Source organism: Advenella incenata (assembly GCF_004217095.1).
Lineage (GTDB): Bacteria > Pseudomonadota > Gammaproteobacteria > Burkholderiales > Burkholderiaceae_B > Advenella > Advenella incenata.
Genome location: NZ_SHKO01000007.1, coordinates 1 through 22,028, shown reverse-complemented (window position 1 = coordinate 22,028; position 22,028 = coordinate 1). Strand labels below are relative to the sequence as shown.

Here is a 22,028-nt window from a genome sequence, read left to right as displayed (position 1 = left end):
CTATTTTGTTGAGGAACTATAAAAATACGGCTGCACTAGCTCGTACACATCCCGAAAATCCACATCCCTGGCAACCATGACGTTAACCAGTGTTCCCTGATTGACGTACCCTGTTGGTGGGATATTGATGGAGTTTTTCAGAGCCTCAGTCGCCATGTCCTCGGCAGAATCCGATGAGCTATCAAAAGTCACCCCTCCGCTGTTGCGGTTTTGATTGTCCGCAAACTTGATGGCATCTTTAATCAGACTCAACATAATGGCCCCGCCAAACCGTTGCCAAAAGTGGTTATCTACCTGTGCCTCCTGCCCGGAAGCACCCAAAGCATCAGCACTTGGACTGTTGATAGTCACAGAAACGCCCGCTGGGGTTTCAATGGTGGACCACAGCACATATACGCGCGCCTGACCCTGCACCAGAGCGGCGGTCTGTTCACCAATGATTTCAGAACCCCGCTCGATGAGTAACACCCGGCCATTGGCCGAATACACATCCTTAGTGACCATGCAGCGGGTAATGCCTGGCTGGGTTGTCACGATCATGGTATTTAAGGTGCAAGCAATGCCGGTGCCTTTTTTCAGTAAGTACGTCAGATCGGCCCGTTTCATGGCGATGGTCGGCTCAGTCGTGGTGGGACGCAGCTTTGCAGCAAAACCATTAGCAGAGCTACTTTCTGTACGACTGACAGCTGCGCCAGTGCCGCTTGTACCCGCTTCTGCACTCTTACCCCCGGCTACATTTAATAGCACGTCTCCGGTCAAACGCCGATCTACCGGTTTTTCTTGCTTGGACTGTGCCATTGCTGGGGAAACAGATTGCGGCTGCCTAGTCGCTCCTGTAGGCATCTCCGGTACTGGCGCCCCAGACGGGGTGACCATCGAAGGCGTAGGTCGTGGTGGCGGTGGGGCCAGCTCTGCCTGTTCCAGGGCAAAGTTTTTGGGGCGACTGTTTTTAATCATATCCAGCTCCTTGGGTGCGGCTGCTTCTGGCTTTCCCCTGCCGGACAGGCTCATAAAAGCCAGCACTAGCAATGCCAGCGCCAACACCATGGCCCCGAATATCGCCACTTTGGTCACATTGGTCTTTTTCTTGGTCGTTAAATTTTCCGGTAACCCCCGTTCGACTTCCTCGTCCCCGACCTTTTGCTGCATGCTTGGCTGATCGGGTTCAATGCTGTTTGACCCGTCACCAAGGGTAAATTCCCGGTCTTTATCGTCTTGATTCATCACATTTTCCTTATTTCACGATCCGCACACGGCCATCTTGACCCGCACCGGTCTGGTTAAAGCGGCCACGTTGGTTAAAGCCTCGGTTGTCCACACCCAGCACCGTGTTACCAAGGCGAAGGACAAATTTGCTACTTAGCTCATGCACAACCACCGTATTGCCCTCGACATGCAGATTGACCAGGGATTCAGTGCCATCGGGCATGATTTTGTAGATGCTTGGCATATCCCGACCATTGTCAAATTCCAGATACGTAAACCGGCCATCGTCAAACATAGAGGTCGGTGTCAATGACTTATCCCCGAAACCCCAATAGTTCTGATTGGCCCGCACCACATTAGGACGCAGTTTTTTACCGCTCAGGATCTCGTGCGCCTGTTCATTTTTTGCACGCTGAGCCGCTACATTGGCCCGCTGGGTGTCCGGATACCGGAATCGCAGTACATACGTAGGAGCCTGGCGGCCACGTCCATCAATTGACAGCTGAAACACATACGTGCGCTTATTGGTCGTCATAATCAGGTTTGTTTCTGGATTGGGTGCCGTGGGCTTGAAAATGATGTTGTTGCCCTTGACACTCAGTTTCCATGCCTCAGCATCGCCCATGCCCAGGGCCGCACTATCGCCGTCCAGGCGCTCATCATCCTCTAGCTGCACAAGGACAGCCCGTCCAATTTGCGCACGAATATGCACAACATTATTCGGGTTATACGTGACGGTCTGAATCCGAGGGTCTAGGCCCGATCCCTTGGGTACGGACAAGGCATTGGCCTGGCCGGACACAAAAAAGACCGCAGCAGCGGCCAGAAGTGTAAGAATTGGCTTTTGTTTCATAGTTTTCCCCTCGCCCTTACTGAGTCGTTACCGCTTCCGGGTCAACCCGGTAGCTCATGACCTGAAACCCCAACGGGTTCACAAGGCGATCTTTTTCTGTGATGGGCTTATTGACATATCGATAAGCGACAGTTGCCAGCAAGCGTTGCGGTGCAGGTGCATTGGATTGATCACCCGCCAAAAATTTGACTCGTTTTTCAAAGCGAATCTGAGCCGTGCTATCAAAGAAACTGATACTGATAACCCGAATATCGACTCGGGCCTTATCCTTGAGCACCTTGTAAGGCGCAGCAGCCGATTCAAAAAACGCCCCAATGTCATTCTGGATATGGGGCGAACTCATCAGCATAGAGGCGTCATAACCGGGCTGCACTGTCCACCAGTCATAGCCCTCACGGTACCGAACGTACTGACTAAGCCAGAATTTATCAATGGCCTCATCAAATTTCAGGGGTTTAATATCCCGAACCGAAGTCACTACATCCGTGGCACCCGTATTGTTATCGACGCGAAGCACAAAAGGCTCAACTGTTTTTAAGGGGGTCAGACCGATAACTGCACCGACCGACAGCACGGCCAGCAACATACTGGCCCCTGTTACGCGCCAGGCCAGCTTGTTATTACGCTTGACCGCCTCGATTTGCGATTTTTCAAACTCCTGGGCCTTCTGGATAAACGAAATAGCCTCGTGTCGGGGCGACGCATCGCCCTTTTTCTTTTTCTTAAAGAACATGACGAAACTCCCCTTTTATTTCATAGCCCTGATTAATCGGAAAGGGCGTTCCCTTTGGCTCTGGTGCCGGTGTATGGCTGGCGCAAGCTGCCAGGGACACCAACATCAGCGCACTTAAAAATAGCTTTTTCATTTACTCAAACTCCTATGAGTGAATCGTTTTTGTAAGAACAAATTCAAAATCATCAGACGAAAAAAAACCACATTTGAATTAATGTGGTTATCTGTATTTCCTAGTTTATATACTTGCGATATATCGCCTATCTGGCATATAAATCATCCATTTCTTGAAGGCCCCGCCAATGAATCCCACCTATGAATATGAGGCTCACAACAGCGACACCAATAGTCATTGCAGAGATCCCGTACGATGAATAACTTAATGCGGTAAAGCCGAAAACCCAATACACGGTGAAGATAATGCTCATCACTTTGCAAAATAGTGAATAACGGCGCAGCCATAAAAAACCAAAGTAGGCCAACCCCCCTACCAGCCATGCCCAATTTCCAATATTGAGAAATTTATAGGCAACTAGACCAAGTGTTCCCGCCAACCAAAGTATTTCAATAAACAATAGCCAGGACATGCCTCGTTGCGCCCGTTCACTAATAACGGCTCTGCGCATTGTTGATTCCAGCTTTTTATTCATCTCGCATTCTCCTTAATTTTTACCTGCTCGATTAGCTTTACCTGGACGGCCAAAATTCATAGTGCCTGTCATACGTCGCATTCCACCAACAAAGCGGCTAACTGTCCTGCCATGTGAATCGGCCTGTGCACCACCAGTCAAAGCAGCAGCAATACTAGGAACGCTTAATGACACCAAAGTAAACAGAATTGTCATGGCAATCAACTGCGTCATAATGTCCCATAGCTTTACAATGTCCCACGTTGAATTATCGCCTGCCCAATTGCTTACATGCGTAGCAACAAATTCGCTTTGCATTTTACTGATAATGGCAAAAAGAACAATTGTCACCGTATAGTTCAAACATTGTCCTATCCAGTTCATCGCAAACTGACGTGTTCCTGGAAACAAGGCAGCGCCGAGAAACAGCGGGCCAACCATTAACGTCAAGGCAAGACATACTTTTGTAATCAAATAATAGGCAAAGGCTAATAGAAGAAGCCAATAGCCCATTAAATATGCACCTACCTGACCACCAAATACCGGCAAATGAACATCCCATTCATACCAATTAGCGTCTTCAGAAATCAAACCAATATTAGCGACCATCTTATCAACGTTTTGTACGCCGGTCTCTACTGCACTTGCTGTTGTTTGCTCTCCTCCAAATAAACTACTTAGATCATCTGGTAGCGCATAAATAAAACTAGCAAGTTTTGTATATGTTCCAGCATTAAATGCAAAGGCAATAATAATCAGCCAGACAATAACCCTTTTAAAGATATCCAGAATTGCGTCATCTAACCCCCTGTTGTAGTAATAAAAGACAAGCAGGAGCAAGTAGAGGCTTAGTCCAGCCGAAAAAATAGGGGCAATCCCAGTTATGAAATCCCCCGTTTTGGAAAATAGATCTGTACCAAGTTTGGACGTAAATATGTCCGTCAGTTCAGAAATAATGCTCATAGCATTCCTTTATATAAACGCCCTATTCATTTTTGGACTTTTTCGATTTTGCAATGTCCTCATCGGTAGCGGAACATGCCTCTTTAGAGTAATGCTGCTCACACACTTCCTGCCCCAAATCCTGCTTGCACTTTAGGGCATAGAACGGATCGTTCTTACCGTCATGTCTTGCAAACATTTTGCATGAGGTTAGTTGTTTTTTCTTACGATATTCATTTTGATCAGGAGCAGACGTACCCTCAGGCAGCGCTTCTGCAGGCGATGGTGTTTTTTGAACATCACTAGACTGTGATTTTTGGGCCTCTGCTTTCTCTCCACAACCAGCAACAACGGCACTCAAACCGATCAACCCAGCAATTAATAAAACACGCATGTCATAATCCTTTATCAGATGAAATAAAAAAGTGACCAGATAAAATTGCACCTGGTCAACGCTTCTCAGCCGTAAGAATGCAGCATTCTTGATTTATTCGCAACTGCCATCCGAACGATTGGCCCAAGCTTGCATTCTGCAATTGGAATGTTGGACACGTTGACGATAGTTAATTTCCTTCTGGTTCTCGTACAGTCGCGCCATCATATCCATCTTGACTTGAGTATTCACGATAGCTGCATTCTCCGTGGCAATGCGGTTCTGTAAATCAGCTGCGCCCTTCATATCCTGCGTCATATCAATCTGTGCCATTAGGCCCTCAATGTTACCCAGCCTCGCTTTTGTGTCCTTAAAAGCGCGTTCTGAAAACTCCTGAATTGAGGCCAGATTCTTTAAACCGGCTTGCGGATCGAAGGTTTTGAGATCCGTAATGCTGGACACATCCACATTGGCTGCTTTATAAATATCCGCCCATTCAGAGGGGATTACGTCTTTCACCTGGTCTTTGAGTAAATTGCCCATATTACGCGTACCCGTTACCGCCTTGACTTGATTTTTCAGCTCCGTAATCTGTGATATCTGATTTTCAATCTGTGTTTTCATGTGCGTTATTTGCTCAGCCATTTGAGCCAGAGCCGCCGCGTCGATGGTCGGGATCCCCGCCGCAAAGGCTGAGCCGGACAAAGAAAAGGCCGCAATCAATGCGGCCCGCTTCATATATTTAAGGGTTTTCATTTTTGGATTTCCTAGAAAATAATATAAGAGAAGTACATGTACTGCATTTACAACACCCGCCCTGCCCTTGCGCATCAACCAGGACGGGTATTACATGAACATAACGATTTTCATTACCTATGCTGCCTTTTTCCTTTTTGCCTGCCGCGCTTCGCGTACCCGCTCCTTAAAGGCCGGATACCAAACATCGACTGGCACATCACCCTGCTCGACCATGACCTCATCCAGGATGGCCACGTTATCGGCAGAACCAGATAACACCGCCATTTCATCCTCAAACCCGTATAGATTCAACGTAGCAAACGCAGACTGGCGGGACTGGCGAATCAGAAAAGTACGGCTCTCCAAGGTCAATTTCACCAGTTCCTCATACTCCTTGTATGTGATGCCGCATCGAGCATAACTGCCCTCAAACTCAGCATCAGGGTTAGGCAAAAAGATCTTGGTTGGGGTCTGCTGCACTATTGCCGCAAAAATAGGGCTATTAATGGCATCTTCCGGGCTTTGACTGGTCAAAATCACCCAACCACCAAGCTTGCGGTCGGTTTTCAGGATTTTGAGCATAAAGTCCTGCGTCACCTCAAACCGGGCCGGGTACCAGAACTCCTCAATAACCGTGGCCAGAATGCCGCCAGAAGCGGCCACTCGATCCATCATCAAAGAGCGTAGAAAGAACAAGTAAGCCAAAACCGGCTCTGTCGGCAGGTAGTCATCCTTGAGAATATCAGTCAGATCAAAGCCAATCCGGAAAAAATCATCCGGGTCAAAATGGTTCGTAGGATTATCCAGACACCAGGCATAGCGCCCGTTTTCACTACGACACCATCGAGACAGACGACCTCTTAGATTGTCGGATTTCAAGGGTTCTGGGGGAATGCTTTGCAAAAGTACACTGAAATTGCGGTTTTTAAAGTCAATGGTGTTCATCAACGTATCGACCGCTACCTGGATCTGCTTTTCTTCGGCAGCTGTCAATGACCCGGCAGCATTCTTACCGCAGATCCCCACCAGCTTGTATAGAAACTCGCGAGTTTTAGGACTATCTGGCAACTGGAACGGGTTGCAGCCTGTTGACTCCCCATCTTTCAGGGAATAGTAGGCACCGCCCGTGGCCCGGATAAAGATTTTCATACCCTCATCCAAATCCAGCACAAAAAGGTAAGGGTTAAACCGATCCGCAAAAGCCAACTGTGCGGTTTCCAAAGTCGTTTTACCCGTACCCGTTGCACCCAAAATCAAGGTGTGACCGGCAATTTTGTCGCCGGTGTTGTCCTCTTTTGGGTTAGAAAAATGATAATTAAAATCATAGATCGTGTTGGAAACGGTCTGCATCGGCATGACCGCCGAACCGTCCCCGATCGGATTACCCTGGCTTTTTCCGTGGGAATAGTTATGCATCCCGAAGGTTGTCGCCAGATTAACGGTCGATTTTGGGAAAGATCGGGGCTTGTGCTTGGCACCAGGCACCTGGCTAAAGAACGTTATAGGTGCCGATAAGCCAGCCTTGATAAACCGGTAGCCACCCGAATTCAAGAACCGGGTATACACCCTGGCTCCATTCTGGGAGGCCAACCGAGCCGTTGATCCATAAACCACCAAGGCGCTGTGATATTCCCCGAACATTAGCTCGCCAGAGGTCAGCTTACCCAGACCAGCATTGAGCTCGTCCTGCTGATCAACAGCATGATCTCCTACCGACACCAGGTTATTGAGTTGTTTATTGATGGTGTGCTGCATCGACGGGGAATCAACGTACACAAAGGATTGCGTAAAAGTGAACTCACACGGCAGATCTAATACCCGGTGCAGTACCTTGACCTGCGACACGCCAAAATCTTTCAAATCGAAGCACACCGCATAGCGCGTCCCGCTCTGGCCCCGAATCTCGCACACATCAGCACCAAAGTGCAGATCCGCGCTGGCAAGCGTCTGGTAAGCATCCACGTTAGACAGGGGAATGTCCTCTTCAACTCCATTTATCAGTGAGCCAAAGAAGGTAAACACCTCTGAAAACAACACTCCTTCTGTATTCTGCCACGCCGTCAAAACTACCGGATCATAAACATCCAGCCCCAGCATCAGCACAGAAATCAGATCATTAGCCTCTTTAATCCCTTCGTCAAACTCCTCATATTTGATCAGGCCCGTCAGATAAAAGACATTCTCGTAGTAATCACCTGTCTGAAATTTTTGCAGGTACTTCTCAGCAAATTCATGGCAAAACAGGTTGTCAAAGGCATATTGACGGTCGAACTCCTTTTTTCGACGCCGTAGCGTAGTCCAAAAGGCCAAACGATTGCCCAGCGTTTTACCTGCGCTAGCGAGTTGGTGCGCCAACTGTGTGAAGTGGTTTTTAAGGTGTGAATCGTCCTCACTTTCAAAGGGCAAGCCTTCTAACCGGATCACAAACCCGATATGGCCCGTCTTGAAATGAATCAGATTAGCGGTTATATGTTGGGATACCTTCGGCAGGAAGGTCGAACCCGAGGCTTGTTTTTTGAGCGCCTTGCTCAAAAAATCGCTGATAATCATGTAAATTTCTCCCGAATTGAGTGGCTAGAATGGTCGTGGTGCCATTGAAAAATGCCGCATTGCGCCGATAGAACCAGCTCATTAGCTCGTATCCGATGACCTTTAATGCCTGGTCATCGTTACGTGAGACAGTTTTCATAAAGACAATGACTGGCAAGGGGATCAGCAGAAATAGCAGCGCCTTCCCATGTATAAATATCAGCAAAGCCATTGTCACGACCAAGGACAATCCCACTAGAAGCACCAAAGGCATCAGTGGAATGCCAAGCACCAACGCTGAACGACCCAATGCATTGAAGGTTGGGAATTTTTCATCCAATATCTTGGTTTCATTGGAGTTGCGCATTGCCGTTCCTTATTAATTAGAACGAAATTGACGCGCCGGTTGCCCAGAGCCAGTTACCGATAGCCACTACGGCAGCCGCGGCAACGATCCAAAGGCACGTTTTACCAATATCGGGCCACGTCTTTTGACCTTGCGAACCTTCATACAGCTGCCATAACAGACCAATAATTGCCAGGACGCCCACCAAGGCGTAAATACCATCTTGGATCTGCGTGACAACATCGATAACCGGCGCGGCAAAGCCCTGGGCCATCGCCGCCTGAGAAACCATCACAAGGGTGACCATCATTAGAGAATCAGCCACAGTGCGAACTAACTTACTAGAGACACGTTTCATTGTTTTTCCTTGAAAAATCAAATATTAAGAACGAAAAAAAACACCCGATTGGGTGTCTGGTACTAAAAAGAACTCGAAATGTTTACAAGCCTGCTATGCCATATCTCTCTGTATGATTGCCCTCCTTGTATTCAACTATATAGTTAAATAATTAATTAGCTCTTACCAATCCCCGAAAGCATCCCAGCTGGCAGTCTCGCGCTTTTCAGCTGCCTGTGTCGCCACGGTCCGACCCGTATCTGGGTTCCGATTGTCTTTGGCAGTCGGTTTATTCTTAACCGTGGCCTTAACCGGCCCCTGTAAGGGAGCCGTGGCATTTATCGCGGGGATCCGCAATTTTTGCTCCTCACTGTTTCGCGCTGCCGCCAGCTGGATCCGTTTCACATAGGGCGGCTGGCCCTTGAAATCCTGCCTAAAACCAGTCCTGAAATTGCCGCTGTAATAGCAAGACAGGGCTTTTTGCAGCGCGACCTGGCCATCAGCAGATCCAGCCCGGTTAAAGCAGTCCTCAAGGATCTGCGCCCCGGTTTGCAGGTTCTGACATGGATCAAACACCGTTTCATAGGAAAGTCCAAATTTAGGCAGATTGTATTTATTGATCTGCGCCAGGCCCATACTGAAATTCTTCCCCGCCTTATGCAGCGTCTTGACCGTTGCAATGGCATCTTCCAGGGTCTTTGGCTGTGCTACCGAGCCACCGACAACCCCAATCGCGTAGGGATTGAAATTGCTCTCTGTGCGGGCCAGCGCCTGCAAGGTACTGGCATGCACCGTAGGCGCACACCTAGCCGCCAGCTGGTTAAATGTCAGCTCTGCCGGTGTTTGTATGGCCTGCTTCTGTACAGCCAGCGCAGGGCGTAATACGCATAACCCGGCCAACACAGCCACAATCATGGCCTTGAATGCTTTCATGTCCTCATCCTCTAATCTGAAAATACATCATCCCAACCCCAACTAGGCAAAGAACGGCCACCGCCAGGGCAGCACCAGCCACCACCCGCAATCGCTTGACACCGCCCAACGCCCTGCGTACTACCCTGCCCTCAATCTGAACCGCAACCTGCTGATTCTTGGCCAACAGTTCCGCAATCACTCTTTCCCGGTACTGCGCCAGGTCGGCAGCCATCGCATTGATTTTTACCAGGCGTTCGTCCAGTTGCGCTAAAAATGCCTGATCCTGATCGGCCCGGCTTGTGTTTTGCTGCTCAAATGCCCGCTGCAAGCTTTTTTCTTGCAACAGAATTAGTGAAAGCAAGGGATCATCAGGAGACAGTTTTTGTTTTGTCTGGGTAAAAACCTCATTTACCAGCTCTTCGGTCCTGGTCTGCATACTGTGTTTCCTTCAAATAAAAGGGCCAGTCACCTGGACCGGCCCACCCTTCTATTACTGCGGTGGAGGATCGACAAAATGCCCATCCTCTTTTTCTACCCCGACATAAACTGGTACAACGCCTTGCGTGTATTCGTTTTCTTCATACACTTTGCAATACGGGGGTAGCTCATTTTTTACATACTCCACCCGCTCGATGCGCACCGTATCATCATCGTTGTTCCATTTGCTCCAACCCTTGTCTACGATTTTTTTCTCGTAATAGGCTTTGTTCAGGCTGTTCAGAAAGTTAGCGTCGCAATTTCCCGCGCCCCTGGCAATGGCGTTGATCAGCGCCGGTTTATGGTATTGCGTAAATACCGGATCACTATCAGTAGGACATATGCTTAAAAAATCGCGCCGAGCTTCGAAAGTTTTGTCCGGGCGGGTGAATTTGATCGAAAAATAGCGGCGTAGATAGCCCTGGCATTCGCTTTCACCGCGCCCGGCACCGCTGGCTAAACACAGTAATGCACCGCAAGAATCTTTCTCATCACCTGACAGCTCTTGATCTGCGTGGGCCGGAAATGAAAAAGCCGCCAAACTGGCGGCTATCGTGATCATCAGAGCAGGCAATTTATGCTTGCTTGTCTTTTTCAGCAGGAACATCATTTTTTTCTCCTAAATTAATAGCATCCAACTGCTCGTAAATACTGCGCTTGAAAATCTGAATCCGCTGCTTATTCATAATGAAAAATTTCTCTGACTGAGCCACCTCATCAAATGTCAAATTCTGCTCTGTCATGCTTCGGATATCCTTACCGAAAGTATCCTGGCTGCGGTCGGCAATCTCCACTACACCAAGAATTTGGCTTTTGTATTTTTTATAAATGGCGCGATCTTTGAAAGCATCAACCGTTTTATCAATCTGTCCATGATGATTATTAAGCCAGACGACAACAGGGCATTTCAGCTCATCCAGGACAACGCTTAGGCCATATGTCGTATCTTTTAGGGCCTGACCGCCCTGCATGGGAACATGCATCACCATATTGATGCCTGCGTCCTTGAAAAAGGTAGGTACGTTGTTCTCTTGAAGATAGTCCATAAGCGGGACAAATGAAGACGCGCCATTATCAATAACTCCCTGACCGTCCAGCTCAATTAACTGATTTATCAATTGATCAAACTGGCTACCATCAATTTTCTTGTTTTCAGTAAGGATATTGATTGTTTGAACGTTCAGTCCCTGTATTTGTGAAAAGCTTTTGTTGACGGGATCGGTATCAAAGCAATGCACAGGGGCGCCAGAACCATGCCCAAGGTATTGCGCAACGATTGATGAAATAAATGTCTTACCTACCCCACCCTTGCCTTGCAAGACGAAATGTACTGTTTTCATGTATATCCTTTGATATAAAAAACCGGCTATTTATCCGGTGCGCATTACCAGAAACGTTTATGTCTATAGATTTCCCGCTGATCCTTGGCTACGTACAGCTCAAGGCGTGTAGTGCTGTCATTGGCCTGGAAAATGTCAAAATTGCATTCATTCACTCTTTCAAAATGGATTTCCCAGGGAATGGATTTATGATTTGTCGCCCGTATCCGTAGCCACAAGGCCGCCCACTCTGTTCTATCAACATTCCCTATTCCCCTTCTGTTGGGAGTCCAGACAACAACTCCTTTTCTCAAATTACGTGCCAGAAAAGGGTCTATTTCGAGAACAGAAGGAAGCGATACCAGGTTATTGTTAAATGAGCCTATTACCCTCATCCATGGTTCAAAACCGAACTGTATACCCCCGATAAACTGCAATTCAAATTTTCGAGGTTTCCATTTAACTGTGCCATATTGCCTGTACTCGTCCCAATCAATCTGTTTCCGAGGGAGAGAAAACGGCGGTTTTTTTATGGGCTTAGATGAAGGACGAAGGAATTTTTCAGCCGCTAATACTTGCATAGATCACCATAATGAATATATCGCTTCAGAAAAAAACCTGGCATAACCAGGTCATTTACCAAAGCGCACTTACTTGGTAAGTGGCTTATCTGCCGTACCTGTTCCGGCCTGTCAGGTCGATTACGTAGTTTCATCGGATGGATCCGATCATTTCTAACTGCGAATATTCACGTTCGCCGCGACCATTGCGTGTGCGCCATCGTCTTGCGCCTTTAGCCAGCTGGATTATTAATCTCAAGCCGCCATCTACTGATAGCTAATAGGGTTTCGAGTCAGGCCCCTGGCGAACCTGGACAGGCCGGTCGGGCAAAGTTGCCGCCGGGCTGACTAATCACATCGACATGTGACTATTTGATAAATTGTTAAAGAGCCAATGGCGTTAACCATTGACTCTAGTTTAGTTTATCTTAACACTTTTAGTAAAGCATAACTGACTTTATTATTTAGTTTTTCTTAACTTTTATTGCAACAAAATACTACAGGGCAAGCCCGTAGCACTTTTACAAAGGGTTATTTATTGCTTTCGTCCTTAGAAACGTCAAGTCCGATCTGTTTTGCAGAGATCTGAATGACCGTTTCTAGCTTGATAAGATCTCGGTCATCGATCTTTTTAACCTTATCCAAAGAGAGTTCATGGAATGGCCAATGTGCCTTTTCCAAGGCAGCACTTAATCCAGGCAAAAGTTCTCTATAGCCAGTCACTTCTATTATCTTTAATAGTTGCGCAAAGCTCGGCTCATGAGCTCCAGATTCCCACATAGAGATGTTTGCCTTGGACTTCCCCAGGTACTCTCCTAGCTTCTCCTGGCTCATATCTGCATGGTGACGCGCAGAGCGGATCCATTCATTTAATTTCATGTCGTAAGTGTAAAGAAATACTAAAGTTTTAGTATCAAGAAATACTTTACACTTTATTGAAATAAATATTCAGATAATCTAAACTTATAGCATTCTTAACAAGTTGAACTTTATGAAAAAGAAAAACCCTCTTATCGAAGAATCATTGAATGCTGCGGCAAAAGTAGTAGGTAATCAAGCCAGATTGGCCGATCTACTGAACGTATCCAGTAGCGCAATATGGCAATGGAAACAAAGCGAAGTCCCTCCTGAGCATTGCCCAGAAATAGAAAAACTGACAGGGATCCGATGTGAAAACCTAAACTCAACCGTCGATTGGTCGTATCTGCGCGGAACTGAACCGATTATATAATTATTCAACTATTCAGTAAATTTTCCGCTTCTTTAAAATGCCTGGCCATCACATGCCAAGCCATTTAATAAAGCGCACTCACCCAGATGGCAAGTGCTTTGACGTATCTATTCCGTTCTGTCAGGTCGATTCTGTAAGCCAAAAGCATTTATTCAAATGTCTTACCGCGAATATTCACGTTCGCCGCGACCATTGCGTGTGCGCTATCGTATTGCGCTGTTGTGCCTGATTCGTACTAATGTTATTCCCTCCTTTTAGTACAAACCCCCTTGCTTTGAAGGATTGCTGGGATTCTGTTCAAGGCTCCCCGGCTGACGCCTCTCCATATCGCTGGGAACGCAAAATATACCCGTCCCAGGGTCTGGTTTATCACCTCGACAGGTGATTATGTCTGCAACAGATTAAAGAGCGTTCTTATTAATTGAGAAATACTATCGTACCCTGTAATTTGTTGCAATATCTTTTTTAAAAAATATGAGTTCAATATAATTAATAAAAATATAGACCGTTTAAAACGGCCTTTTATTGCACTTTCTTTTGCTTTTTAAAATGACTTTTGAGTTTTATTTTTAAAAATGCCTCGATCTCATCTTTGTCTAAAGCGTCCATTTCACAGTACTGGCGAAATGTCATTGCCCTGAAAGGCCAAAGGTCCTGTTGCGGGTCCGGTGGTAAATCAAACCATCCTGGTATATCCAGCCGCCCTTCTATCTGATCTATCTTAGTCTCGGAAATTAATTGCTTACCTGGTGTTCCTGGCTCTGCGACCAGATGGCTAATCGTTCCAGGATGCAAATCAACCATTTGCGCGAATTTATATTTAACGCCATAGGCATACTCGTCAATAAGCTTTAGAAGTTTCTGGCGACGGATTTCAAATTTATCCATAGGGAAGGTCAGAAAAATGCGGAAAAAGCGCCTCACACCTCAGTAAAGGATGGTAGACAGGCAAATATTCCAGGGGTTGATAAAGAGAGCAACGCATAGCCGAGCCAGTAAATAGCCACATGTTACAGAAAGTAAGATGAAAAGTGTTTAATTGTGATCGTTATCACGCGTGACTGGCTATTAATATGAATTGTCATTTTATTTCATTTGAAATATAGGCTGATAAAAACAACAAAGGCGGCGCTGCTCGTTGAAACAGACTGCCGCCGACCCTTAAAGTTAATTTAACCTAAAGTCTCGCTATATGGAAATTAGGTCTTACTCAGGAGTTCATCCACGTTGATATGATCCGGCACCCAGGATGGCTTTGCTGGATCAATGGGTTTTTGGGGTTCTCTCTTGGACTCAGCACCTGGTGCTTGCCGTTGCCGAGCAACTGTATTTACAGATTTTTTTTGTGGCTCGTTATCAGCATGTCTTTTTACAAAGCGGTGCAACGTCGATTGATTAACAACTACGTCGTTCAGCGCCAAGAATTCCAGAATTTTTCGTTCTGAAAAGCCCTCGTTTTTGAGCTTGATAATGGCGTCCCGAAAGGGCGTGAGCTGTGAATATTTAGCTGACCTCTCCGAAGCATTCATTTTGATAAATTCATCAACATGCATAAGACAAACCCTATTAATGCACAATATTTAAATTAAAAAGCATACCTTATGCTACCACATTCAGTATAAATGCGTCAAAATGCTTTTAACTGCTCGATATTTCTATATGATGCTTAATAACAAAGCAATATTACGCATATTATGTGCATAGCCTATGCAGTATCGCGCTAGCCCCTAACCACCAAAACGCCACTAAAAGACTATATGCAGGATAGGGACTTTGCGTAAATGCAAGTCGTCCCGGGTTTTCGCGTGCGAAAAGGCTTGCCGCAGCAAACTCATATCAAAAGGGGTGTCGTTAATCAGAAGGGTTTGAGTTTTTATGGGAAAATGTCTAATTGGCTGGCAATTTTATGCCAGCTATCGTGACTGAGCGATAGCCGCACGATCAAGCCTAGGAGATCTTATGCTGCAAAGTGCGAGAGTTCAGAGATTTAAGTCCATTTCCGACGCTACCGTTCCTTTCGGACGGATAACACTTCTTGTCGGTCCCAACAATGCAGGTAAGAGCAGCTTCCTACATGCTATCCAGTTTGGAGTTTCCGTTGCACAGAGCTTGCGATTAGACAACGTCGCACTTTGGAATGATGAGAACCTGTCAGGAAGTCTTGCTACACAACAACTCGTGTACACACCGCTTCGAGATGTCCAAGCGCTCGCAGCAGGTGGAAGCCTCCGGCAGGACGCAAACCAAGCGATCTCGGTAACGCTGACGACCGATAATCTTGGTTCCGCAGCGATTCAAGTAAGACGTGGAAAGAACAAGAATATCGCTGTAAGCATTCAGGGAAGCGCTCTTGGCATGCGGCTAGAGTCAATGGAGCATCCATTCAGCGTCGTTGCGCCAGGGTTGGCCGGTATCCCTGCGTTTGAAGAGTTTCGATCCCCTGGAATAGTTCAACGAGCAGCAGCGAAAGGCGATGCAAATAGTGTGTTTAGAAATGTGCTCTGGCTTCTTAAACAAGACCCGTCAGCCTGGCAGACCTTCAATTCTCGTCTAGCAACGATTTTTGGCGGTCTAAACATCGATGTTTTATTCAATGAGGCCGTCGATGAATTTATTTCAGCTCAAGCTGTAAAAACAGAGAGCAATCTGCCGGTCGACTCATGCGGAACTGGCGTCCTGCAGGCCATCCAAACGCTCGCGTACATTGGGGTTTATAAACCGTCGCTTCTTATTCTTGATGAACCGGACTCTCATCTTCATCCAGACAACCAGCGGCGCATGGCGCGTCTACTTCATTCCATTGTCCAATCTTCTGATCTCCAGGTGTTGATTTCTACGCATTCGCGGCACTTTCTTGACGAGTTTTCCTCACTTGGCGCGATGGTCCACTGGTTTTCCGAAGGCGCGATCCATGCAGACAATACTGATCGAGTGTCGGTTCTGCTAGGCCTTGGCGCACTTGACGCGGGAGACCGTCTTCGTAACGGGGAAACGCCACTCATTGTCTTGACGGAGGACTCCAAGCCCGAGGGTCTTCGAGTCCTCCTGCAAGCGTCCGGCCTAGGGGACGACGTATGTCAAATCTGGTCCTATGCGGGTTGCAGCAACACTCAATCAGCCAAAGTCCTAGCTAGTTTCATCCGTGATCACGCGCCCGGTACGCTGGTACTGGTCCATCGAGATAGGGATTACATGACCGATGCAAAGGCTGAGTCGTATTCACGAGGTCTCACTGACGCCGGACTGAGCGTTTTCTTGACCACCGGTACGGATGTAGAAAGCCACTTCCTAAATAGCGACCACATCGTCTCGCTAGTTCCCGAAGTGGATCGGGCAGTTGTCGAACAGATAATCAATGATGCGACTGCTGCAACCCGCGTTAAATCTATAGAACGCTGCATTAATTACAGAAATAACGAGGCACAAAAAGATCGTAACAAGGGCGGCCCAGGGGTAGACCCAGGAAGCATAGCTACACAAGCTTTCGAGTCTTACGACGCCAACCCGGTTCGCTATCGCTATGGAAAGCAAGTTCGCGGCATGGTGGCATCACAGCTACAAGAGCACCTCGGACGTAACGTTGACATCGTACAGACGTCGCCCGCATTGAGTGTCCCCCAGCTACAGGATATTGCTCAGCAACTTATCCGTCCTCCAGAGTAGGACCAGCGAACTACAAAGCTAGAAAAATACTATTCATGGGATGCCTTTTCTTTTTCTGGAAGCAACCCGTGGATTACTAGCTATCAATCTTAAACACCACATTTTATCTATCGATAAACATTATCGCGACCGATTATTTAAAACACTGAGCTACCATTTATCATGGATAATACTGTTTTTATATACAGTATTTTGAATGCCATGAAAACCTACCTTGACCTGATTCCCCTGGTGGAAACCTCGGCCAGTGTTGGGCTGATTGTGTGCAAGACGCCGGCAGGCTTTCCGTCCCCTGCCCAGGACCTGGCCGTGAACCGGATCGACATTGGCGAGATCCTCGTCAAGAACCCGTCCTCCACTTTTTACCTATGCGTCAAAGGCCACTCGATGAAAGAGGCAGGCATTGACGACGGCGATCATTTGATTGTCGATCGATCCCTGACAGCCAAACACAACAGCATCGTTATTGCCGAAATCGATGGGGATGTGACTGTAAAACGACTGCACAAGAAAAACGGTGTGATACGGCTCAAGGCCGCTAACCTCACCTACCCCGACATAGTGCCGGTTCCCGGCCAAGAATGGATGATCTGGGGCGTTGTTACGCACGTCATCAAGGACATGCTATGACCTATGGGCTGATTGATGGCAATTGCTTCTATTGCAGCTGTGAGCGCGTCTTTAGGCCGTCCCTGAAAGGCAAGGCGCTTATCTCGCTGTCCAACAATGACGGCTGTGTCATTTCGCGCACAGACGAGGCCAAGGCACTGGGCATCAAAATGGGCCAGCCTTGGTTTGAGATCAAACACCTGGAAGAAAAGGGACTGATGGCACTTTCTTCCAATTTTGCGCTGTACGGCGACATGAGCGACCGCATGATGAGCGTTATCAGCCGATTTTCGCCCCGCCAGGAGATCTACAGCATAGACGAGAGCTTTGCTGATTTCTCCGGGATTACCGAGGATCTGAGCGCCTACAGCCAGAAAATCCGGGCTGCGGTCTTGCGCGAAACCGGGATTCCCACCTGTGTGGGCATCGGCGCCACCAAGACCCTGGCGAAACTGGCGAATCACATTGCCAAAAAGCAGCCGTCCTGGTCCGGGGTGTGTGACTTGACGCAGCTGGACCGATACCAGCTGGCCGACATTATGAAAAATATCGAAGTCGGGGAAGTCTGGGGCATTGGCAGGCGCATTGCCAAGAGGCTTAACGAGCTGGGCATTTATACGGTATTTGATCTGGCCCGCATGAAGCCCGAAGCGGCCAGAGCCGAGTTTTCCATTGTCGTGGGCAAGACCGTGCAAGAGCTGCGCGGGATCTCGCGCATTGATCTGGAAGAAGTGGCCGACCCCAAAAAGCAAATTATTTCGTCCCGCTCCTTTGGTTTGCCAATGACTGACCTGCCGGGGCTGCAAAGCGCCCTGTCGGAGTTTGTCGCCATCGCCTGCAACAAACTGCGCCAGCAGAACTCGGTGGCCGCCAGCATGCAGATATTCATTCGCACGAGCCCTTTTGACAAGGCCAAGCAGTATGGCAATAGCCGCCTGGTCACCCCGCCCTACCCGACCGCTGATAACCTGGCGTTTACCAAACATGCCCTTAGGGCGCTTGAGACAATATGGCGGCCAGGATTCAAGTATAAAAAGGCGGGCGTCATGCTGATGGACATATCGCCTGCAGATACGGTTCAAGGTGAACTGTTCCCCGTGGAACCGGAGTATGACAAGCGGGCGCAGCTGATGGTGGCCCTGGACGGTATCAATGCCCGATATGGCCGGGGATCAGTTAAAACAGGCAGTATCGGGTTTCACGACCGCGAGCATTGGTATATGCGCCAGGAGCGCAAAAGCCAGGGATATACTACGAACTGGGACGAAGTGTTAATCGCCAGAGCATAAATCAAGGGTAGAAAATGGCAGGTCGAATGCAAAGCATTGTTGATGTACACGTGCTGTTTTTCAATGAACAGGATGAGTGCTTATTCATTCGCAGAGCCAATACCGGTTACAAAGACGGTCAATATTCACTCGTTGCCGGTCATCTTGAACCCGGCGAAACCATCAAAGGCTGTGCGGTACGTGAAGCAGCCGAGGAAGTCGGTGCCATCGTTGACGCTAACGATCTGGTCCTGAGTGGCGTTATGCGACGTGATGCCGATCAAAACCGCATCAGCTTTTTCTTGACGTGCCATAGATGGCAAGGGCAAATTATCAATAACGAGCCTGATAAATGCGACGATTTAGTGTGGCAGCCATTGCCCCATCTGCCCGATCCGATGGTCGATTATGTGCAAGAAGCTTTAAAAAGCATATGCAAAAGCGAGATCTTGAGCGATTTCATTCCAGGCTAAATTAGAGCCGTTTTAAGCGTTTATTTGCAAAACTCACACTTTGGTACCGGTTTAGCAGAAAAATCGCCGCATGGCCTGTTTCTGCGCTCCATATAAGCATTATGACACTCAAATGACGTCCTTTACTGCCAAACCGAAAGGGAAAGGGGTGCCGCTTGCGGGGAAAACCGCTAGGTTTTCACAAAAGGGGTCGAGGCCGCGACCGAAGCGGTAGCGTAGGGAGGACAGGGGAACCGGCACGGTTCCCGCGGCCAAGGGCCTCACGGTTTGGCCTGGGTAAGTCTAGCTTTGCTCAGTGTTGAGGTTAGGGTCTGTCATTCCCGCTTTAGCGGGACATAGATAATAAAGGCTTTGCGTAGCAAAGGGCGTAGGGAGCGGAGCGACCGGAGGGTTAGGCGCGTTTTTGCGTTAAAGAATAATAGTTAAAAACCGCGCGCGCGCGTTAGGGCCAAAAATATTGGCTTTTTTTGTTTATAAAACAGCTATATAGCAAAAGCCCGGGTGGGTGAAATGACGAATGGCCGGTGGGTGAAATGACGAACCAATCCACAGGAATGGTGGGTGAAATGACGTATCAATCCACAGGAAAACATGGTTTTCAGAACTTATCCACAAGGGAACTGTGGCGGTGGGTGAAATGACGTATCAAGCAGGCCCGTTTGCCATATCTTTAATGAGATTCTGGGAAAGTTGACCAGCATTTCGCGCTGTGAATACAACCTTGTCATTCGTTTCTTCTAAATACAAACTATATTCTGGCAGACTGTTATCCGCCTGGATGGCGCGAATTGCACTTCTGAATTCTTTTAAAGTAGATTTGCTACCTGTTTTTTCCTGCAATAGTCGTAGACTTATCACCCACTGAGATTGTCGTCCACAGTGTTTCCTAGCGATTTCATATAACCGCCGAGCCATTGGCTTACGTAGGCGAAAATAATCCGGGTGAATCGTTAAAACTTCATATGCCTGTACGGCATTGAAAAGCCAGTCAGAAAGCGTCACTTCAACAGCTATCATTCGCTCATCAGTGCGTGATTTCTCAATGATTTTCCAACGGTCAATAATCCCAAACCCTTCTCGTACCCGAGTTCCTCCTGTGCGTATATCAGTGGAAACCGAAGTACCGCGTAACCGTTCAAATGCCTGATGCAAGAGCTTGTATCCTTCGCCACTAGTTTGCCGATTAGTTGTGACTAGGAAATCATGTACTGTGAAGCGAATAGTTCGGTTTTTAGCATCTTCACGGCCCCTATTCAAAGCCTCAGTCATTTGCGATACGACATAAATCAGTACATCTTTATCGTGCTGAGTCGCTCGGCCAAGCACGGAGGGAGTGACTTTGACATATTTATTTCCGTCTTTGCTTCGCCATTCCCATATGCTCAGATCAGGCTTCGTAGATAGGGTGAAAATCGGGGCTTCCATGCTTGCGCCATCATCTTTCAAGGCATAATCAAACATGTCTGCTAGAAAAAAATCTCGATTAGGGTGCCGTACCCGAATCAACCCTTGCTCGGTAGGCTCATCAATCGTTTCTACCTCTACCCTGCTCTGCTTATGCAGCGACCGAAAATATTCAAGCTCTTTTTTTTCTTCTTCAATATTTTTTTCGACCTCGGAACGTCGAGTGTGGACCTTAGCCAATAGCTTCTGAATAATCACCGCTTCGTCAGCCTTCCCTTTCCCCTGCGCGAACAACATGGCCAACTCTCGATTGGCGTCTACAATTTGGTCCGACAATGTGCGGTGCCAGGCGCGTAAATGCTCCAAGATTTCCTCAGATTTTCCGGTGGAATCATAGGAATTAACTGCCTCAGGATATAGGCTAATTTGGTCCTCCTGCGTATCAGTTTTACCCATATAATTCACCTTTAATTAATATACTATGAATATTCAAAATATATTATAAATACTATTCCTGCAACGCTTTGAATACGGCCATTGAAATAAATGCCGACCGCCCTGTGCCCATCGCCTCAGCTTTTGCATCAATCTGACGCAGCAAATCGGGTGAAATAGTGATACTGACTTGGCGCTTGTGACCTTTTACTATTCCTTTATCATAGCTCACAGATGTTTCTGGTTTTGCAGTCCCATCAGGCGCACCAGTTACAAACGCTTCTGCTGCTGCTTCTTTACTAAGTGGTTTTTTTGGTTTTGCATGTATTGCCATACTATATTCTCCTGTACTTCTTTGAATATTCTTTATACATTGAAAATAGATTCAATCAATCTATCAATTTCAGCAATTGCTTTTGCATCCTTGGGTTTCATTTCGGATACAGATAAACCCGCCCCGGATGCATTGCTAAAAGCCTTTCGCCGACGGATCGGAGTTGATAGGTACTGAAATTGAGGTACTTCTGCGACTGCTGCGGCAGCCTCGGCATTATCGGTTGATTGCTCACCTGGATCAGCTAAGTTCAGAACAGCAAAAGCCCTGAGACCGTCCCTCACACTATTAGCCTCATCAACCAGAGTTGCCATATCTTCCAGCGCCCAAACGTCATATGATCGAGGCGCAAATGGGACAAGAAGCGTATCTGCCAAGGTAAGTGCTGCGCGTAGGGCTGTTGAATCCCTACCCCCTACATCGATAATAATGTCGCTCCATTTATTTCGCTGCTGCTGCACTTGTGACCGCAGCTGCGGGCCGTCATGATATTGAGCGCAGGCGATCCCAGGTAGGGTTTCACCTTCGGATCTTATGGCTATGGCCGCAGCTGCGGTCCCTTGCCGATCGCCATCGATCAACCACACGTCTCGCCCAGCTCGCGCCCGAGCGATTGCAATCTGAACTGCTAGAGTCGTTTTACCAACTCCACCC

The 22,028-nt window shown here is 47.6% G+C and carries 27 protein-coding genes; 5 read left to right on the top strand and 22 right to left on the bottom strand.

Annotation, left to right across the window (positions count from 1 at the left end):
• The 17 genes from virB10 to EV681_RS22230 all read right to left on the bottom strand — a co-directional run bounded on the left by virB10 (position 1) and on the right by EV681_RS22230 (position 12,836).
• The gene (gene virB10 / locus EV681_RS22305; RefSeq protein WP_130305332.1) at positions 1-1,224 is read right to left on the bottom strand and encodes a type IV secretion system protein VirB10; all 1,224 of its coding nucleotides are present in this window, start codon (positions 1,222-1,224) and stop codon (positions 1-3) included.
• 10 nt (positions 1,225-1,234) lie between these two features.
• Complete coding sequence (virB9, locus tag EV681_RS22300) at positions 1,235-2,059, bottom strand: P-type conjugative transfer protein VirB9 (RefSeq protein ID WP_130305331.1); 825 nt, start codon at positions 2,057-2,059, stop codon at positions 1,235-1,237.
• 16 nt (positions 2,060-2,075) lie between these two features.
• Positions 2,076-2,792, bottom strand: a complete 717-nt coding sequence (locus EV681_RS22295) for a VirB8 family type IV secretion system protein (RefSeq protein ID WP_130305330.1) — start codon at positions 2,790-2,792, stop codon at positions 2,076-2,078.
• The gene (locus tag EV681_RS22630) at positions 2,782-2,925 is read right to left on the bottom strand and encodes a YajG family lipoprotein (RefSeq protein WP_165393186.1); all 144 of its coding nucleotides are present in this window, start codon (positions 2,923-2,925) and stop codon (positions 2,782-2,784) included. Before EV681_RS22630 ends, EV681_RS22295 begins: the two co-directional genes overlap by 11 nt.
• Before the next feature lie 127 nt (positions 2,926-3,052).
• Entirely contained in the window at positions 3,053-3,442 is a 390-nt protein-coding gene (locus tag EV681_RS22290) for a hypothetical protein (protein WP_130305329.1), read from the bottom strand.
• Positions 3,443-3,454: 12 nt separating this feature from the next.
• A complete protein-coding gene (locus EV681_RS22285; RefSeq protein WP_130305328.1) occupies positions 3,455-4,384 on the bottom strand; it encodes a TrbL/VirB6 family protein in 930 nt (309 codons plus the stop codon).
• Between the two features lie 22 nt (positions 4,385-4,406).
• Positions 4,407-4,757, bottom strand: coding sequence for a hypothetical protein (locus EV681_RS22280; RefSeq protein WP_130305327.1), 351 nt, complete (start codon positions 4,755-4,757; stop codon positions 4,407-4,409).
• A gap of 93 nt (positions 4,758-4,850) precedes the next feature.
• Positions 4,851-5,492, bottom strand: a complete 642-nt coding sequence (locus tag EV681_RS22275; protein WP_130305326.1) for a TrbJ/VirB5 family protein — start codon at positions 5,490-5,492, stop codon at positions 4,851-4,853.
• Between the two features lie 117 nt (positions 5,493-5,609).
• Positions 5,610-8,024: a VirB4 family type IV secretion/conjugal transfer ATPase gene (locus EV681_RS22270; RefSeq protein WP_130305325.1), complete on the bottom strand. Its 2,415-nt coding sequence runs from the start codon at positions 8,022-8,024 to the stop codon at positions 5,610-5,612.
• Positions 7,933-8,370: a VirB3 family type IV secretion system protein gene (locus tag EV681_RS22265; RefSeq protein WP_130305324.1), complete on the bottom strand. Its 438-nt coding sequence runs from the start codon at positions 8,368-8,370 to the stop codon at positions 7,933-7,935. Before EV681_RS22265 ends, EV681_RS22270 begins: the two co-directional genes overlap by 92 nt.
• A 16-nt stretch (positions 8,371-8,386) precedes the next feature.
• On the bottom strand, positions 8,387-8,707 hold the full coding sequence (locus EV681_RS22260) for a TrbC/VirB2 family protein (RefSeq protein ID WP_130305323.1): 321 nt from the start codon (positions 8,705-8,707) through the stop codon (positions 8,387-8,389).
• A gap of 162 nt (positions 8,708-8,869) precedes the next feature.
• The gene (locus tag EV681_RS22255; RefSeq protein WP_130305322.1) at positions 8,870-9,619 is read right to left on the bottom strand and encodes a lytic transglycosylase domain-containing protein; all 750 of its coding nucleotides are present in this window, start codon (positions 9,617-9,619) and stop codon (positions 8,870-8,872) included.
• 4 nt (positions 9,620-9,623) lie between these two features.
• Positions 9,624-10,037 (bottom strand): hypothetical protein, encoded by a 414-nt coding sequence (locus EV681_RS22250; RefSeq protein ID WP_130305321.1) that lies wholly within the window; start codon positions 10,035-10,037, stop codon positions 9,624-9,626.
• A 54-nt stretch (positions 10,038-10,091) separates the two neighbouring features.
• Entirely contained in the window at positions 10,092-10,688 is a 597-nt protein-coding gene (locus tag EV681_RS22245; protein ID WP_130305320.1) for a TrbM/KikA/MpfK family conjugal transfer protein, read from the bottom strand.
• A complete protein-coding gene (locus tag EV681_RS22240) occupies positions 10,654-11,418 on the bottom strand; it encodes a nucleotide-binding protein (protein WP_130305319.1) in 765 nt (254 codons plus the stop codon). Before EV681_RS22240 ends, EV681_RS22245 begins: the two co-directional genes overlap by 35 nt.
• Positions 11,419-11,462: 44 nt before the next feature.
• The gene (locus tag EV681_RS22235; protein ID WP_130305318.1) at positions 11,463-11,978 is read right to left on the bottom strand and encodes a hypothetical protein; all 516 of its coding nucleotides are present in this window, start codon (positions 11,976-11,978) and stop codon (positions 11,463-11,465) included.
• 510 nt (positions 11,979-12,488) lie between these two features.
• Positions 12,489-12,836, bottom strand: a complete 348-nt coding sequence (locus EV681_RS22230) for a helix-turn-helix transcriptional regulator (protein WP_130305317.1) — start codon at positions 12,834-12,836, stop codon at positions 12,489-12,491.
• Positions 12,837-12,948: 112 nt separating this feature from the next.
• Between EV681_RS22230 and EV681_RS22225 the strand changes: the two genes are divergently transcribed.
• Positions 12,949-13,188 carry a transcriptional regulator gene (locus tag EV681_RS22225; protein WP_130305316.1) on the top strand — a complete coding sequence of 80 codons (240 nt, stop codon included), beginning with the start codon at positions 12,949-12,951 and terminating at the stop codon, positions 13,186-13,188.
• Between the two features lie 522 nt (positions 13,189-13,710).
• On the opposite strand, the gene EV681_RS22220 is transcribed toward EV681_RS22225, so the two are convergent.
• Together EV681_RS22220 and EV681_RS22215 are read right to left on the bottom strand one after the other, a co-directional pair.
• On the bottom strand, positions 13,711-14,076 hold the full coding sequence (locus tag EV681_RS22220; protein ID WP_242612364.1) for a hypothetical protein: 366 nt from the start codon (positions 14,074-14,076) through the stop codon (positions 13,711-13,713).
• A gap of 311 nt (positions 14,077-14,387) precedes the next feature.
• The gene (locus EV681_RS22215; protein ID WP_130305314.1) at positions 14,388-14,741 is read right to left on the bottom strand and encodes a hypothetical protein; all 354 of its coding nucleotides are present in this window, start codon (positions 14,739-14,741) and stop codon (positions 14,388-14,390) included.
• A gap of 406 nt (positions 14,742-15,147) precedes the next feature.
• Here EV681_RS22215 and EV681_RS22210 point away from each other — a divergent pair, with 406 nt between their 5' ends.
• The 4 genes from EV681_RS22210 to EV681_RS22195 all read left to right on the top strand — a co-directional run bounded on the left by EV681_RS22210 (position 15,148) and on the right by EV681_RS22195 (position 19,201).
• A complete protein-coding gene (locus tag EV681_RS22210; protein WP_130305313.1) occupies positions 15,148-16,851 on the top strand; it encodes an AAA family ATPase in 1,704 nt (567 codons plus the stop codon).
• Between the two features lie 201 nt (positions 16,852-17,052).
• Complete coding sequence (locus EV681_RS22205) at positions 17,053-17,481, top strand: LexA family protein (RefSeq protein ID WP_130305350.1); 429 nt, start codon at positions 17,053-17,055, stop codon at positions 17,479-17,481.
• A complete protein-coding gene (locus EV681_RS22200; RefSeq protein WP_130305312.1) occupies positions 17,478-18,749 on the top strand; it encodes a Y-family DNA polymerase in 1,272 nt (423 codons plus the stop codon). The genes EV681_RS22205 and EV681_RS22200 overlap by 4 nt, the downstream gene beginning before the upstream one ends.
• Positions 18,750-18,775: 26 nt before the next feature.
• The gene (locus EV681_RS22195) at positions 18,776-19,201 is read left to right on the top strand and encodes an NUDIX hydrolase (protein WP_130305311.1); all 426 of its coding nucleotides are present in this window, start codon (positions 18,776-18,778) and stop codon (positions 19,199-19,201) included.
• A 645-nt stretch (positions 19,202-19,846) separates the two neighbouring features.
• Here the strand turns inward: EV681_RS22195 and EV681_RS22190 are convergent.
• The 3 genes from EV681_RS22190 to EV681_RS22180 all read right to left on the bottom strand — a co-directional run.
• The gene (locus EV681_RS22190; protein ID WP_207227132.1) at positions 19,847-21,061 is read right to left on the bottom strand and encodes a replication initiator protein A; all 1,215 of its coding nucleotides are present in this window, start codon (positions 21,059-21,061) and stop codon (positions 19,847-19,849) included.
• 52 nt (positions 21,062-21,113) lie between these two features.
• On the bottom strand, positions 21,114-21,374 hold the full coding sequence (locus EV681_RS22185) for a ribbon-helix-helix protein, CopG family (RefSeq protein WP_130305310.1): 261 nt from the start codon (positions 21,372-21,374) through the stop codon (positions 21,114-21,116).
• A 32-nt stretch (positions 21,375-21,406) separates the two neighbouring features.
• A partial coding sequence (locus EV681_RS22180) for a nucleotide-binding protein (protein ID WP_130305309.1) occupies positions 21,407-22,028 on the bottom strand: 622 nt, incomplete at its 5' end.

Bases quoted from the DNA above. Each gene is read 5' to 3' on its own strand.
- virB10 (WP_130305332.1), bottom strand. From the start codon at position 1,224: ATGAATCAAGACGATAAAGACCGGGAATTTACCCTTGGTGACGGGTCA.
- virB9 (WP_130305331.1), bottom strand. From the start codon at position 2,059: ATGAAACAAAAGCCAATTCTTACACTTCTGGCCGCTGCTGCGGTCTTT.
- EV681_RS22295 (WP_130305330.1), bottom strand. From the start codon at position 2,792: ATGTTCTTTAAGAAAAAGAAAAAGGGCGATGCGTCGCCCCGACACGAG.
- EV681_RS22630 (WP_165393186.1), bottom strand. From the start codon at position 2,925: ATGAAAAAGCTATTTTTAAGTGCGCTGATGTTGGTGTCCCTGGCAGCT.
- EV681_RS22290 (WP_130305329.1), bottom strand. From the start codon at position 3,442: ATGAATAAAAAGCTGGAATCAACAATGCGCAGAGCCGTTATTAGTGAA.
- EV681_RS22285 (WP_130305328.1), bottom strand. From the start codon at position 4,384: ATGAGCATTATTTCTGAACTGACGGACATATTTACGTCCAAACTTGGT.
- EV681_RS22280 (WP_130305327.1), bottom strand. From the start codon at position 4,757: ATGCGTGTTTTATTAATTGCTGGGTTGATCGGTTTGAGTGCCGTTGTT.
- EV681_RS22275 (WP_130305326.1), bottom strand. From the start codon at position 5,492: ATGAAAACCCTTAAATATATGAAGCGGGCCGCATTGATTGCGGCCTTT.
- EV681_RS22270 (WP_130305325.1), bottom strand. From the start codon at position 8,024: ATGATTATCAGCGATTTTTTGAGCAAGGCGCTCAAAAAACAAGCCTCG.
- EV681_RS22265 (WP_130305324.1), bottom strand. From the start codon at position 8,370: ATGCGCAACTCCAATGAAACCAAGATATTGGATGAAAAATTCCCAACC.
- EV681_RS22260 (WP_130305323.1), bottom strand. From the start codon at position 8,707: ATGAAACGTGTCTCTAGTAAGTTAGTTCGCACTGTGGCTGATTCTCTA.
- EV681_RS22255 (WP_130305322.1), bottom strand. From the start codon at position 9,619: ATGAAAGCATTCAAGGCCATGATTGTGGCTGTGTTGGCCGGGTTATGC.
- EV681_RS22250 (WP_130305321.1), bottom strand. From the start codon at position 10,037: ATGCAGACCAGGACCGAAGAGCTGGTAAATGAGGTTTTTACCCAGACA.
- EV681_RS22245 (WP_130305320.1), bottom strand. From the start codon at position 10,688: ATGATGTTCCTGCTGAAAAAGACAAGCAAGCATAAATTGCCTGCTCTG.
- EV681_RS22240 (WP_130305319.1), bottom strand. From the start codon at position 11,418: ATGAAAACAGTACATTTCGTCTTGCAAGGCAAGGGTGGGGTAGGTAAG.
- EV681_RS22235 (WP_130305318.1), bottom strand. From the start codon at position 11,978: ATGCAAGTATTAGCGGCTGAAAAATTCCTTCGTCCTTCATCTAAGCCC.
- EV681_RS22230 (WP_130305317.1), bottom strand. From the start codon at position 12,836: ATGAAATTAAATGAATGGATCCGCTCTGCGCGTCACCATGCAGATATG.
- EV681_RS22225 (WP_130305316.1), top strand. From the start codon at position 12,949: ATGAAAAAGAAAAACCCTCTTATCGAAGAATCATTGAATGCTGCGGCA.
- EV681_RS22220 (WP_242612364.1), bottom strand. From the start codon at position 14,076: ATGGATAAATTTGAAATCCGTCGCCAGAAACTTCTAAAGCTTATTGAC.
- EV681_RS22215 (WP_130305314.1), bottom strand. From the start codon at position 14,741: ATGCATGTTGATGAATTTATCAAAATGAATGCTTCGGAGAGGTCAGCT.
- EV681_RS22210 (WP_130305313.1), top strand. From the start codon at position 15,148: ATGCTGCAAAGTGCGAGAGTTCAGAGATTTAAGTCCATTTCCGACGCT.
- EV681_RS22205 (WP_130305350.1), top strand. From the start codon at position 17,053: ATGAAAACCTACCTTGACCTGATTCCCCTGGTGGAAACCTCGGCCAGT.
- EV681_RS22200 (WP_130305312.1), top strand. From the start codon at position 17,478: ATGACCTATGGGCTGATTGATGGCAATTGCTTCTATTGCAGCTGTGAG.
- EV681_RS22195 (WP_130305311.1), top strand. From the start codon at position 18,776: ATGCAAAGCATTGTTGATGTACACGTGCTGTTTTTCAATGAACAGGAT.
- EV681_RS22190 (WP_207227132.1), bottom strand. From the start codon at position 21,061: ATGGGTAAAACTGATACGCAGGAGGACCAAATTAGCCTATATCCTGAG.
- EV681_RS22185 (WP_130305310.1), bottom strand. From the start codon at position 21,374: ATGGCAATACATGCAAAACCAAAAAAACCACTTAGTAAAGAAGCAGCA.